Raw genomic sequence first — 12960 nt, 5'->3', positions numbered from 1 at the left:
TTCTAGTGAAGCACCCGGGCGAGAGCGGTCAGTGTCGTCTCCCCGACGTAGTCAGCGCCGTTACATAAAAAATACAAAACAAATATTTCACACAGAGATCTAGGAGAACCTAAAAGTGGGATTCAATAAAAAAGTTGCAGCAATCGTATCCGGTAGCGTTCTGGCGATGGCTATTTCCAGCGCCGCTACTGCCGAAGAATCTGGCCCCAGCTTCAGCGCCAATGTTGGTGTTGTTACCGACTACCGTTTCCGCGGTATTTCTCAGTCCGACAGCAACCCTGCTGTTCAGGCTGGTGTAGATCTGGACCTGGGCAACGGCTTTTACGCAGGTACCTGGGCTTCCCAGGTTGACTTCGCTTACGGTGCTGACGAAACCGATTTCGAACAGGACTTCTATGGCGGTTACGCCGGTGAAACTGCCGGCGGTGTTGGCTACGACGTTGGCTACATCTACTACGCCTACCACGGTAGCGATCAGGACGAAGACTACCAGGAAGTTTACGGTAGCCTGAGCTTCGGCGACGCTTCTGTTGGCTTCGCTTACTCCGACGACTACTGGCTGCAGAGTGGTGCGTTCTACTACCTGAACGCTGGCTACTCCTTCAGCCTGGCCAACGACATTTCCCTGGACCTGAGCGCTGGCCTGAACCTGTTTGACGAAGAAATCTTCCTGAACGGTTCCGATTCTTACATCGACTACTCCGTATCTGTAGGTAAAGAATTCGGCGGCCTGGCCCTGAGCGCTTCCCTGGTTGGTACCGACGTAAGCGACGAAGAGTGCTTCCTGACCGATTGGTGTGAGCCGACCGTTCTGGCTGGTGCTTCTTACAGCTGGTAACAGCAACAAAAATGAGCCCGCTCTTTGAGTGGGCTTAATTATTTAGGGGGGAGACCATGAAACTGGTAACCGCAATCATCAAACCTTTCAAGCTCGACGCAGTGCGCGATTCCCTGGCAGAAGCCGGTGTAAATGGCATTACCGTGAGCGAAGTAAAAGGTTTTGGGCGGCAGAAAGGACATACCGAGCTCTATCGTGGAGCGGAGTACGTAGTGGATTTTCTGCCCAAAACCATGCTGCAAATTGCCGTTGAAGACAGCCAGGTGGATGCCGTGCTGGAAGCAATTGGTAAAGCAGCGCAAAGCGGCAAGATCGGCGACGGCAAGATCTTTGTTGCAAACCTTGAGCAGGCAATCCGCATTCGTACCGGCGAGTCCGGCGCAGAAGCGATCTAATTAATAGAACAGATTGCCAAAACGATTCTTTGATCAATAGACAACAACTGCCGGGGTAACCCGGACTAGTTTGGGTTAAACGGAGCGAAAAATGGAAAATCAAATTTTTCAGTTGCAGTACGCAATTGATACATTTTATTTCCTCGTGTGTGGTGCATTGGTTATGTGGATGGCAGCGGGCTTTGCCATGCTGGAAGCAGGCCTGGTGCGTTCTAAGAACACCACCGAGATTCTTACTAAAAACGTAGCGCTGTTCGCGATTGCGTGCACCATGTACCTGATCAGCGGTTACGCGATCATGTACGGCGGCGGCTGGCTGCTGAGTGGCATCGAGGCCTTCAGCCTTACCGATGTTCTGACTGCATCTGCTGAGAACGGTTTCGAAGGCGATTCCGTGTACTCCGGTGCTTCCGACTTCTTCTTCCAGGTTGTGTTCGTTGCTACCGCAATGTCCATCGTATCTGGTGCGGTTGCCGAGCGCATGAAGCTGTGGAGCTTCCTGATCTTCGCAGTTGCTCTGACCGGTTTCATCTACCCGCTGGAAGGTAACTGGACCTGGGGCGGCGGCGATGTATTCGGCCTGTACAACCTGGGCGACCTGGGCTTCTCCGACTTCGCCGGTTCCGGCATCGTACACATGGCTGGTGCCGCTGCTGCTCTGGCTGGCGTACTGCTGCTGGGTGCACGTAAAGGTAAATACGGCAAGAACGGCGAAATCTACGCGATTCCTGGTGCCAACCTGCCGCTGGCTACCCTGGGTACCTTCATCCTGTGGATGGGCTGGTTCGGTTTCAACGGCGGTTCCGTACTGAAGTTGGGCGATGCTGCAAGTGCACACTCTGTTGCATTGGTATTCCTGAACACCAACGCCGCTGCTGCGGGTGGTGCTGTTGCCGCCCTGATTACTGGCCGCATCCTGTTCGGTAAAGCCGACCTGACCATGCTGCTGAACGGCGCACTGGCTGGCCTGGTAGCGATCACCGCTGAGCCTTCTACCCCGACTCCTCTGCAGGCGACTCTGTTCGGCGCGCTGGGTGGCATCCTGGTAGTCTTCTCCATCATCACCCTGGACAAGCTGCGCATCGACGATCCTGTTGGTGCCATCTCCGTACACGGTGTTGTTGGTCTGCTGGGTCTGCTGCTGGTACCGGTTACCAACGATGGCTCTTCCTTCAGCGGTCAGCTGATTGGCGCTGCTACCATCTTTGGCTGGGTATTCTCTGCCTCCTTCGTAGTCTGGTACGCCCTGAAGCTCATCACCGGTATCCGTGTTACCGAAGAAGAAGAGCAACAAGGTGTTGACTTGGCCGAGTGCGGAATGGAAGCTTATCCGGAATTTACTAGCAAGTAATTGCTCTTAAAGAAGGCCGTCGATAGTTGGGCTCCCAATATCGACGGCAGTAAGGAATCTTCCGGTACCGGTTTTCGGGCCGGTACCCGCAAGAAACATAATTAGGGGATAAGTCATGAAATTGATTACGGCTGTTGTAAAGCCATTCAAACTGGACGACGTGCGCACCGCGCTGTCTGAAGTGGGCGTGCAGGGCATGACCGTGACCGAAGTGAAGGGCTTTGGCCGTCAGAAAGGCCACACCGAGCTCTACCGTGGCGCTGAATACGTCGTAGATTTCCTGCCCAAGGTTAAGCTGGAGCTGGCGGTTGGCGACGACATGGTAGATAGCGCTGTAGAAGCCATCACCAAAGCGGCGCAAACCGGCAAGATCGGTGACGGCAAAATCTTTATCACTGCGCTCGAAGAAGTAATCCGTATTCGTACCGGCGAAACCGGCAGCGAAGCGGTCTGATCAAAGAATCGGACACAGTGTTTTATGAGCCCCGCTTTGCGGGGCTTTTTTGTGCGTGAAAGAAATGTTGAATAGGCGTGCGTTGCCTGGCGGCTAAAAGCTTTTGTCGCTGTGGATGACGTCGTAATTGTGGCGCCGAAAAAAGCATAACCAACAGCAATAAATCGGGCAAAAATCGCACAAAAAAACTCTACCGGAAAAGGGAACCTTTTCTGGCAGGCTGGTTGGACACTGCCTATAAATATTTCGCCGCAGGTAATCTTCTGCTTGGCGAGTTTTATTTGCTGTTTTTCCCGCGCCGGTTTTTTACCGGCGGGAGAAAAGGCAAAGTTGCCGCCAAGCGATGACGCATGTCGGAGATGTGCTGCGGCAGCAGGGGTATTCCCTCTGTAACAGGGGTATCAAGTTACAGGGTAATTGACATGAAAGACGACCAGTCCAGCGCTCGATCGAAAGACAATGAGGATTTCGCCGAAGAGCGCACGCTTTCCTCCCGCCAGCGGGCCCGCAGTCAACTGAGTGCCGAAGTCGAGGCCTTTCTCGCCAGAGGCGGCGCCATCGATGAAGTGGCGCCAGATGTAACTGCTGACCCTCCGCGCAAGCCGCAGCCGAAGTACGGCAGTCGGCCGATCTAAGCGCACTGGAACAGGAAATACTGGGTGCCGGTTCGGCCGGCAAGACGACAGATTGAAGGGGCTCACCCGCCGATTGAATGCGTCACCCCGGCCCGTGCCGGGGTCCAGTTCTCTACCGAACTCGCCCCTTTTTCACGTCTTTCTTTCACCTCTCCTTCCGCTTCTCGTTTCCCTTCACCACTTGTTACGCAGGCCTGCAGGCAACCCTGCGGATATGTGGTGTGTAGGTGGCGACGCGCGCGGCGTGAGATGAGAGCGTGCAGCGGGATTAGCTGCGCGCCAGCAGGTCGGGCAGCAGGCGCTCGAGCACTTCACCGATATACGACAGGAACAGGGTGCCCAGGCTGGAGCGATAGTGATTGGGGTCACTGGAGCCCACCGCGAGGATGCCGAGCTGGCCTGCCAGTGGTACCACCGCCGCCGATGCCACCTTGTCGGCGGCGTCGCCGAACAGGTAGGTGGTTTCAGATGGGCGCAGGGTGCCGCACACGGTGCGACCGTTGCGCAGAATGGAGCCAATCGCATTTTCCGCGCTGACGCGACTGCTGGTGCGCACCTGGCCGAGGTGTTTACCGGAACCGGGCAGGGGGCCAAATACGGTTAGTGAGGTGGTTTCTACCCTGAAGTCATCGGCGAAGCTGCGCAGCAGCGCATCGCCCGCTTCGCCCACGCTGCGCGCTTCCAGCAGCGCCAGCACCAGTTGGCGGCTGTGCATAAACAGCTGGTCATTGTCCCGTGCGGCCTGCAGCAGCTGGTCGAGACGCTGGCGCATTTCGATATTGCGTTCGCGCAGCAGGTTGGTCTGGTGCGTCATCAGCGACACGGTCTTGCCGGATTCTTTCGGCAGCTGGATGGTCTCCAGCAATTCCATATTCTCGGCGAAAAACGTAGGGTTCTGGATCAGGTAGCGGGCCACCTGTCGCGACAGCAGCTTTTTGTTGCGCTGGTTTTCGCTGTCGGCCGCTTCCAGTTTGTCCAGATTGGCTTCGACTTCGCTATCGAGCAGGGGGGCGTCGCTGTGATCGGTCATGTTCGGGTTCGTTATGTATTGTCGAAATCGCAGTCACTGCGTGCAAAGCGTAAACGGGCTCAGAGAATAATCTGGCCGTGGTATACGGAGGCAGTGGGTCCGGTCATGGTAACCGGCTCGCCGGGCCCCGGCCAGTGAATCGTCAGGGTGCCACCTGGCAGGGTGATTTGCACCTCTTCATCCACCAACCCGCGCAGTCGTGCGGACACCATCGCGGCACAGGCGCCGGTTCCGCAGGCGCGAGTCTCGCCGACGCCGCGCTCAAACACCCGCAGGCGCGCTTTACCGCGCTCTTCAATCTGCAGAAAGCCCACGTTGACGCGGGCAGGGAAGCGCGGGTGGCATTCAATGGCGGCACCGAGGCTGTCGACCGGCGCCTTGGTGACGTCATCCACCAGCAGCACCGCGTGTGGGTTGCCCATGGAAACGGCGCCGACGTTATAGGTTTCGCCGTCGACTTCCAGCGGGTAGGACTCTGCCTGAATGTCCGCCTGAAACGGTACCTCGGAGGGCTCCAGCACCGGTGCACCCATGTCGACGCTCACCTGGTCCTTTTCCTGCACCTTGAGCTCGAGAATACCCGCGGCGGTTTCCACCAGGATGTGCTCTTTACTGGTAAGGCGGCGGTCGCGCACGAAGCGGGCAAAGCAGCGCGCTCCGTTGCCACAGTTTTCCACTTCGCTGCCGTCGGCGTTGTAGATGCGATAGCGGAAATCCACATCCGGATTGCGCGGCGCTTCCACCAGCAACAGCTGATCGCAGCCGATACCGGTGTGCCGGTCAGCGATCTGACGGACTTTTTCCGGCGACAGTTTCACCCGCTGGGTGATGCCGTCGACCATGACAAAGTCATTGCCGAGTCCGTGCATTTTGGTGAATTTGAGCCGCATCTACTGTATTTCCTGTCCGTCTATTCCGTCTGCTCTAGCTGTGCGTTTACTGGTCGTCTTTGGCCGGCACGGTGGATTCCCCTCGCACCAGGTCCGCCAGGGTTTCGCGCGCGCGCACCAGGTAGGTCTTGTCGCCGTCTACCAGTACTTCCGCGGCACGGGTGCGCGAGTTGTAGTTGGAGCTCATGGTAAAGCCGTACGCACCCGCCGACAGCATGGCCAGCAACTGGCCCTCTTCGAGCGCCAGTGGGCGGTGCTTGCCGAGAAAGTCGCCGGTTTCGCACACCGGGCCGACAATGTCCCAGCTCTCGGTTTTGCCGTTGGACGGGGTGACCGCAACGATATCCTGCCACGCCTGGTACAGAGCCGGGCGCAGGTTGTCGTTCATGGCGGCATCGACGATAGCAAAATTGTGATCTTCGGTGCGCTTGAGGAATTCCACTTTGGTCAGCAGTGCGCCGCCGTTGGCAGCAATGGAGCGGCCGGGCTCCAGTACCAGTTCCAGGTCACGGCCAGCGAGGCGCTCTTTTACCGCGCCGAGGTAATCGCTCACTTGCGGCGGCTCTTCGCCACGGTAGCGCACGCCGAGGCCGCCGCCCAGGTCCAAATGTTTCAGCTTGGTGCCATCTTCGGCGAGCTCATCGATCAATACCAGCAGGCGGTCGAGGGCGTCGAGGAAAGGCGCAAGCTCGGTCAGCTGCGAGCCGATATGGCAGTCCACGCCCACCGCATTGAGGCTTTGTGAGTCCGCAATACGCGCGTAAACCGCACGTGCGCGCTCGATGGCGATGCCGAATTTGTTTTCTTTCAGGCCGGTGGAAATGTAGGGGTGGGTATTCGCATCCACGTCCGGGTTCACCCGCAGGGACACCGGCGCCGTCACGCCCATTTCGGCGGCCACCGCTTCAAGGCGGTTTAGCTCGGATTCCGACTCGACGTTAAAACAGTGCACACCCACTGACAGCGCGCGGCGCATTTCGTCGGCGGTCTTGCCTACGCCGGAGAAAACGACTTTGGCCGGGTCGCCGCCCGCCATCAGTACGCGCTCCAGTTCACCGGCAGACACGATGTCAAAACCGGCACCCAGTTGCGCAAGTACCGAGAGGACCCCCAGGTTACTGTTGGCCTTGATGGCGTAGCAGATCAGCCCTGGGTGATCACCCAGTGCATCGGCGTAAGCCTGATACTGGCGCTCGTAGTGGGCGCGGCTGTACACATAGGTGGGAGTGCCAAACTGTTCGGCAATCTCCTCGAGACTGACGCCCTCGGCCCACAGGCTTCCCTGCTGATAGTGAAAATCGCTCATTTGGATACTGCTTCCGCTTCCGTGTGTTGCTGGTGGTTGTCTTGTTCTTGTTGTGCAGAATCGGCTTTGTTCCGCTTCTCCTCGCTACTGTTCACAGGCTGCCCGTGGCTGTGACCGCCGGTGGTCGTACTGGCGGCGCGCGGAGCGCCAGTTGCGCCGGGCGCAGCTGGATCTTGCGGCAGGTAGAGCGGGCCCTTCTGGCCGCAGGCGCCAAGTGTCGCGGAAAGCGCGACGATGGCGGTCAGTGAAATCAGCTGTGTGCGCATTGGGTATACCTGCCGCCGTGACGCGGGACGAGAAGACCAGAAAAGCCTGCTAGTATAGCGACCCTCGCTCTAATGCAACACAGTAACAAAAGTAACCGAATTATGACCCAGGCCGCCTCCCAAGCCAGCTACAACGCCGCCATCGAAGAAACCCTGATTGCGATCGAAGATGCGCTGGATAACTGCGATGTGGATATGGATTACGAGCGCGCGGATGCGGTGCTCACGATTGTGCTGGAAGACAACGGCACCCAGGTGATTCTGTCGCGCCAGAGTGCGGTGCAGGAGTTGTGGGTGGCGGCGCGCTCCGGCGGTTACCACCTGAGTTTCGAAAACCCCGGCTGGAAGTGCACCACCACCGGTGAAGACCTGCCGACCTTGCTGGACCGCGTGTTGACCGAGCAGCAGGGGAGTGCGGTCGCCCTCGGCCTATGATTGTGGCGGTGCAACACCAATAAAAAAGCGGGCAAAAAGCCCGCTTTTTTATGCCTGCTTATCGTGCGGAGATCAGTGTACGGGCACGCTCACACGCAGCGCGCACCTGGTTCGGCGCGGTGCCGCCGATATGGTCACGGGCGGCGACGGAGCCTTCCAGAGTCAGCACGTCGAATACATCGTCGCCAATTACGTCAGAGAACTTCTGCAGTTCGGCGAGGCTGAGGTCGGCGAGGTCGCAGTCTTTGTCGATGGCGAAAGCCACGGACTGGCCGACAATCTCATGGGCATCGCGGAAGGCCACACCTTTGCGCACCAGGTAGTCGGCGAGGTCGGTGGCGGTGGAGAAGCCCTTGCCGGCAGCGGCCAGCATGTTTTCTTTCTTCGGTTTAAGCGCCGGCGCCATATCGGCAAAAGCGCGCAGGCAGTCGAGCGCGGTGTCGGCAGCGTCGAATAGTGGCTCCTTGTCTTCCTGGTTGTCCTTGTTGTAGGCCAGCGGCTGGCTCTTCATCAGGGTCAGCAGGGCAATCAGGTGGCCGTTTACCCGGCCGGTCTTGCCGCGCACCAGCTCCGGCACATCTGGGTTTTTCTTCTGCGGCATGATCGAGGAACCGGTGCAGAAGCGGTCCGGCAGGTCGATAAAGTCGAACTGGCTGGAAGTCCACAGCACCAGCTCTTCACTGGCGCGGGACAGGTGGGTCAGCAGCAGCGCGGAGAAGGCACAGAATTCGATGGCGAAATCGCGGTCGCTCACGGAATCCAGCGAATTTTCGGTGGGCGCATCAAAGCCCAGCAGCTCGGCGGTGCGCGCGCGGTTGATCGGGTAGCTGGTACCGGCCAGTGCCGCGGCACCCAGCGGCGAGCGGTTCACACGCTTGCGACAGTCCATCAGGCGCTCGAAGTCGCGGGTCAGCATTTCGTTCCAGGCCAGCAGGTGGTGGCCGAAGGTTACCGGCTGCGCGGACTGCAGGTGGGTGAAGCCCGGCATAATGGTGTCGGCTTCCTGCTCGGCCAGGTTCACCAGGCCGGTCTGCAGGCGGGTCAGTTCGGCGGCGATCTGGTCGATGCGGTTGCGCAGCCACAGGCGGATATCGGTGGCCACCTGGTCGTTGCGCGAGCGGCCGGTGTGCAGCTTCTTGCCGGTGGCGCCGATGCGGTCGGTCAGGCGCGCTTCGATGTTCATGTGCACATCTTCCAGCTCCACCGACCAGGGGAAGTCACCGGATTTGATCTCCTCGGCGATATCCTTGAGGCCGCCGGCGATCTGCTGGAATTCATCGGCGGTGAGTACGCCCACTTCGGACAGCATCTGCGCGTGGGCCAGGGAGCCCTGAATGTCTTCCAGTGCCATGCGCTGGTCGAACATTACCGAGGCGGTGAAGCGCTCCACGAACGCATCGGTGGCTTCACTGAAGCGGCCGCCCCAGAGCTTGGCTGCGGGATTGTTGGTGGATGCGTTGTCGTTACTCATGCTGCCTCTGCTCGAATGTGCGTTGGAATATGGAAGTCGATCCGGGATGGCGGTATCTTCTTTACTCTCTAGAGCGGCTCCAGAATAAAGATAAAGTGGTATGACATCTTCCCGGCCCGCGCAAGCGGCGGGCATTATAGCGCAGCAAATTCGTAAAATTGCCCCCAAAGGCAAAGATTCTGCGCGTCTGGATTCTGGCAATTCGGATACTCCCCAGTATCCCCACTTCCTCCCCGACCTGTGCAGTGTGACCGGTGTAACTGCCCTGGTTCTGATGGGCGAGCTGTTGGCTTTGGTGCTGGTGCTCGCCACCGATGGTATCCACCCGTTTAACTGGCAACGCTTGGGGCTGGTGTCGCTTACGGTGCAGTGGGTGACCCTGCCTGCCGCCGCCATTCTGTGCCGCCTGCGTCCATTCCTGGCACAACTTACTCACAAGCTCGCCGCTGCACTCAGCTACTGCGCGGTACTTGCGGTGCTGTTACTGGTGCTGCTCGGCCAGCACTGGTGGGCGGCGGATATGGCGAGCACCTCTATCGATTGGCTGTCGCTGCTGGCGAATTTCTTAGTTGGCGCTATCTGCGCGGGAGTGGTGTTGCGCTACGCCTATGTGCAACAGCAGTTGCACAACCAGCAGCAGGCCGAACTCGGCGCGCGTATCGAGGCGTTGCAGTCGCGCATTCGCCCGCACTTCCTGTTTAACAGCATGAACAGCCTCGCCAGCCTGATTGCTGTGGACGCAGAGCGTGCAGAAAAGCTGGTGGAGGATTTGTCCGCGCTGTTTCGCGCATCACTGGCGGACTCGAAAATGGTACCGCTGGAGCAGGAAATTGCGCTGGCAAAACGCTATCTGGAAATTGAGTCCCTGCGCCTCGGGGATCGCCTGCAACAGGAGTGGCAGGTCGATGTTGTGAGTGATGGCCTACAGGTGCCGTCGATGTTGTTGCAGCCGTTACTGGAGAACGCGGTGCTGCACGGTGTGGCGCGCTTGCGCGGTGGTGGTGTGATAGAAATCGCGGTGCGCGAGCAGCAAAGTGCTCGTCAAAATGTCATTGGCAGTGAGGTACGCGAACTGCTATTGTCGATTCATAATCCAGTTGCAGAAGCTAACACTGAGAGTGCACGCAACCGCAATGCCCATCTTGATGCACACGATGGCAACGGTATGGCGATGGAAAATATTCGCCAGCGTCTCAGCGCGTTTTACGGCAATCGCTTCCGCTTTAGCGCGGAGCAGAAAGGTGGCGTCTACCAAGTAGAACTACACCTGCCGATGAACGCGGAAGTGGAAACCAGATCAACTCAGCCAGTGCATGCACCGGCCCGGAGCGAGCGACCTCAAGCTAGCGCTCGAGACGAGGTGGCGTTGTGAATGTCGCCGAACGCCCTCTGGGAGTGCTGATCGTCGATGACGAGCCACTGGCGCGGGCCAGACTGGCCCGACAGTTGCAGAGTATTGATGGTTGCCAACTGCTGGGAGAAGCTGCCGATGGGGAAAGCGCGTTACAACAGCTGGATTCACTCGACCCGGACCTGCTGTTACTGGATATCGAAATGCCCGGAGAAAACGGGCTTCAACTCGCCAACCAAATCTCCAACCGTCCCAATCCACCCGCGATCATATTCTGCACCGCCCACGACGAATTTGCGCTCCCTGCCTTTGCGGTTGCTGCATCGGGTTACCTGCTCAAGCCCGTCAATGTGGAACAACTGGCACAGGCGATTGCCCAGGCGCGAAGACTGAGCAAACCGCAACTGCTGGACCGCAACGCGGAACCCGCGCAAGCAACGGGTGGCCGTCGCCAGATCAAGGCGGTGAGCCGCCGCGGTGTACAGCTGCTCAATATTGAAGATATCCGCTGTTTCGTGGCGGAAGATAAATACGTGATTGCCCACCACAGTGCCGGCGAGACATTGCTGGACGAATCGCTGAAGGAGCTGGAAGCGGAATTTGGCCAGCGTTTTGCGCGGGTGCACCGCAATACCATTGTGGCAAAGACGCATATCACCGGCCTGCAAAAAGAGGGCGACGGCTACCGGGTAGCCCTGGCGGGCTGCGCGCACCGCCCGGCGGTTTCGCGCCGCTTGCTCGCCGGTATCAAGGCGCTGCTTACGGAAATGGCCTGAGTCTGCGGTGGCCTGAATGTGAGCCGATTTGAGTGTGAGCCGATTTGAGTGTGAGAAGCCTGGAAAGGCTCAGCGCCTGCCGGCAATCCAGGTCTCCAGTACCCGAATATTCCGCCAGTTTTGTGCAGGCGTCTGTAGTGGATTTTGATCCACAATCGCCAGGTCCGCATACTTACCCACTTCCAGCGAGCCGATCTCACGTTCCATCCCCAGTTGCCAGGCGCCGTTGATGGTCATGGACTGCAGTGCCTGTAGCGGGGTAATCGCTTCATGGCGACCGATTGGGGTGCCGGCGCGGGACATGCGGGTGATGGCAGTCTGCATCAGGCTAAACGGTTCGGCCGGGAACATCGGGCTGTCCGCGTGCAGGGTTGGGTACATGCCGAGATCAAACGCGGTTTTTACCGGCAGAATTTGTTCGGTGCGCGCGGGGCCCAGTAAACTTTCTTTCAACGCATCGCCGTAATAGTAGAGATGGTTGATATGGAAGCTGGGGGTTATGCCCAGCTTGGCCATTGGTGCGAGCGTTGCGCGGTCGACTAAAAGACCGTGCTCCAGCCGGTGGCGTCTGCCAATAAATGCTGCGCGTTCGCGCGCATCCAGCGCGTCGAATTCCCGCTGCAGCAGTTCGACAAATTCTTGTGCGGCGCGGTCACCCTGCACATGGGTGGCGGTTTGCCAGCCGCGTGCATTTTTATCGCGCAGCTGAGCGCGGAAGGACTCTTCGGTAATCACCGCCTCACCGTGACTGCCATGGCCAATGCCTAACTGCTCGCTGAGCGCGCTATCGCGATAGGGCTGCTCCACCATCATGGTGCCGCTGTAGGGTGAGCCGTCGTACCAGAATTTGGCGCCGAGTACGCGGAAGAAATCGCTGTCGAAATCCGGTTTCCCATCCAGCTTGGTCAGGTTCTCACCGCGATAGTAAAAGAACTGGCGAATACGCGGCGCGAAGTTATCGCTCGCGGCCCAGCGTGCCAACCACGCGGGTACATTGAAGCCGAGGGAAGCCACGCTGGTGAAACCCGCAGCACGCAGGTCATCCAGACGCGCCTGGTATGCCGCAGCCACTTTGAGTGGTTTTTTGTGCACCGCGGTAAACGGTTCCATCGCTTCCTTTTCCACCAGCATGCCATTCAAGCGCCCGTCTTCGTCCCGCCCGAAATATGAGCCTTCACCGGGCGGCGGTGTGCTTTCATCGATTCCGGCGGCGACTAGAGCGGCAGAATTTACCCAGGCGGTGTGCAGGTTGGCCGCGAGAATAAATACCGGGTTGTGGGGTGCCAGCGCGTCCAGCTGTGCGCGGTCGGGTGTTTGCAGGTCCGCAAGCAGAATTGGATCCAGCCCCATGGCATACACCCACTCTCCGTGCGGAGTGTTGGCGATTTCATTCTCGAGAGCTTGCCAGGCTTCCGCTGCCGAGGCATGGGTAAAGCCGCTCATATCGAGGAAGTTGCCGAACACGGCGCTGATGGCGGGGTGCTCGTGAGCGGCAACAAAGCCGGGAAGTAGTGTTTTGCCTGCGAGGTCGACGGCTTCGGTATCGATGCTGGCCAGCGCCTGGATTTCGCGGGTGCTGCCGACGGCGAGGATTCGGCCTTCGCTGACCGCAATTGCCTCGGCGATGGTGTTGTTCCCGTCCAGCGTGATCACGGTGCCGTTGATGAAAATGCGGTCGGCTTTATCGGAACTTGAACAGGCGCAAATCAATGCGCCGAAAATAATAAGCAGAAAACGTAGAAGGTTCGTGTAGTGCATTTAT

Annotated in this window: 14 protein-coding genes; 8 read left to right on the top strand and 6 right to left on the bottom strand. The window is 58.6% G+C overall.

Going from position 1 to position 12960, the window contains the following annotated elements; genetic code table 11:
- The first annotated feature begins 115 nt into the window (after positions 1 to 115).
- The 5 genes from KUV22_RS09565 (at position 116) to KUV22_RS09545 (ending at position 3673) form a co-directional block, all read left to right on the top strand.
- Positions 116 to 838 (top strand): TorF family putative porin, encoded by a 723-nt coding sequence (locus tag KUV22_RS09565; RefSeq protein ID WP_222230540.1) that lies wholly within the window; start codon positions 116 to 118, stop codon positions 836 to 838.
- 56 nt (positions 839 to 894) lie between these two features.
- Positions 895 to 1233: a P-II family nitrogen regulator gene (locus KUV22_RS09560; protein WP_222230538.1), complete on the top strand. Its 339-nt coding sequence runs from the start codon at positions 895 to 897 to the stop codon at positions 1231 to 1233.
- Positions 1234 to 1324: 91 nt separating this feature from the next.
- Positions 1325 to 2584 carry an ammonium transporter gene (locus KUV22_RS09555; RefSeq protein ID WP_077399553.1) on the top strand — a complete coding sequence of 420 codons (1260 nt, stop codon included), beginning with the start codon at positions 1325 to 1327 and terminating at the stop codon, positions 2582 to 2584.
- Between the two features lie 115 nt (positions 2585 to 2699).
- A complete protein-coding gene (locus KUV22_RS09550) occupies positions 2700 to 3038 on the top strand; it encodes a P-II family nitrogen regulator (protein ID WP_010133727.1) in 339 nt (112 codons plus the stop codon).
- 422 nt (positions 3039 to 3460) lie between these two features.
- On the top strand, positions 3461 to 3673 hold the full coding sequence (locus tag KUV22_RS09545) for a hypothetical protein (RefSeq protein ID WP_222230535.1): 213 nt from the start codon (positions 3461 to 3463) through the stop codon (positions 3671 to 3673).
- Positions 3674 to 3941: 268 nt separating this feature from the next.
- Here KUV22_RS09545 and KUV22_RS09540 read toward each other — a convergent pair whose 3' ends face one another.
- The 4 genes from KUV22_RS09540 to lptM are packed head-to-tail and all read right to left on the bottom strand — an operon-like array spanning position 3942 to position 7165.
- Complete coding sequence (locus KUV22_RS09540; RefSeq protein ID WP_222230532.1) at positions 3942 to 4703, bottom strand: DUF484 family protein; 762 nt, start codon at positions 4701 to 4703, stop codon at positions 3942 to 3944.
- Between the two features lie 59 nt (positions 4704 to 4762).
- Positions 4763 to 5593, bottom strand: coding sequence for a diaminopimelate epimerase (gene dapF, locus KUV22_RS09535; RefSeq protein ID WP_222230529.1), 831 nt, complete (start codon positions 5591 to 5593; stop codon positions 4763 to 4765).
- 46 nt (positions 5594 to 5639) lie between these two features.
- On the bottom strand, positions 5640 to 6899 hold the full coding sequence (lysA, locus tag KUV22_RS09530; RefSeq protein WP_222230526.1) for a diaminopimelate decarboxylase: 1260 nt from the start codon (positions 6897 to 6899) through the stop codon (positions 5640 to 5642).
- Positions 6896 to 7165, bottom strand: coding sequence for an LPS translocon maturation chaperone LptM (gene lptM / locus KUV22_RS09525; RefSeq protein ID WP_222230524.1), 270 nt, complete (start codon positions 7163 to 7165; stop codon positions 6896 to 6898). Before lptM ends, lysA begins: the two co-directional genes overlap by 4 nt.
- A 102-nt stretch (positions 7166 to 7267) precedes the next feature.
- On the opposite strand from lptM, the gene cyaY reads away from it, so the two are divergent.
- Positions 7268 to 7600 carry an iron donor protein CyaY gene (cyaY, locus tag KUV22_RS09520; protein WP_222230523.1) on the top strand — a complete coding sequence of 111 codons (333 nt, stop codon included), beginning with the start codon at positions 7268 to 7270 and terminating at the stop codon, positions 7598 to 7600.
- A 58-nt stretch (positions 7601 to 7658) separates the two neighbouring features.
- Here cyaY and argH read toward each other — a convergent pair whose 3' ends face one another.
- On the bottom strand, positions 7659 to 9071 hold the full coding sequence (gene argH / locus KUV22_RS09515; RefSeq protein WP_222230522.1) for an argininosuccinate lyase: 1413 nt from the start codon (positions 9069 to 9071) through the stop codon (positions 7659 to 7661).
- A gap of 100 nt (positions 9072 to 9171) precedes the next feature.
- Here argH and KUV22_RS09510 point away from each other — a divergent pair, with 100 nt between their 5' ends.
- Both KUV22_RS09510 and KUV22_RS09505 read left to right on the top strand, forming a co-directional pair.
- Positions 9172 to 10443 (top strand): sensor histidine kinase, encoded by a 1272-nt coding sequence (locus tag KUV22_RS09510; protein WP_222230520.1) that lies wholly within the window; start codon positions 9172 to 9174, stop codon positions 10441 to 10443.
- Entirely contained in the window at positions 10440 to 11198 is a 759-nt protein-coding gene (locus tag KUV22_RS09505; protein WP_390625267.1) for a LytR/AlgR family response regulator transcription factor, read from the top strand. Before KUV22_RS09510 ends, KUV22_RS09505 begins: the two co-directional genes overlap by 4 nt.
- Positions 11199 to 11267: 69 nt before the next feature.
- On the opposite strand, the gene KUV22_RS09500 is transcribed toward KUV22_RS09505, so the two are convergent.
- Positions 11268 to 12956 carry an amidohydrolase gene (locus KUV22_RS09500; RefSeq protein WP_222230518.1) on the bottom strand — a complete coding sequence of 563 codons (1689 nt, stop codon included), beginning with the start codon at positions 12954 to 12956 and terminating at the stop codon, positions 11268 to 11270.
- Between the last annotated feature and the right edge of the window lie 4 nt (positions 12957 to 12960).

This window comes from Microbulbifer agarilyticus, from assembly GCF_019800665.1.
GTDB lineage: Bacteria > Pseudomonadota > Gammaproteobacteria > Pseudomonadales > Cellvibrionaceae > Microbulbifer > Microbulbifer agarilyticus_C.
The sequence above is the reverse complement of the archived record's forward strand: the minus strand, read 5'-3'. Positions and strand labels throughout refer to the sequence as shown.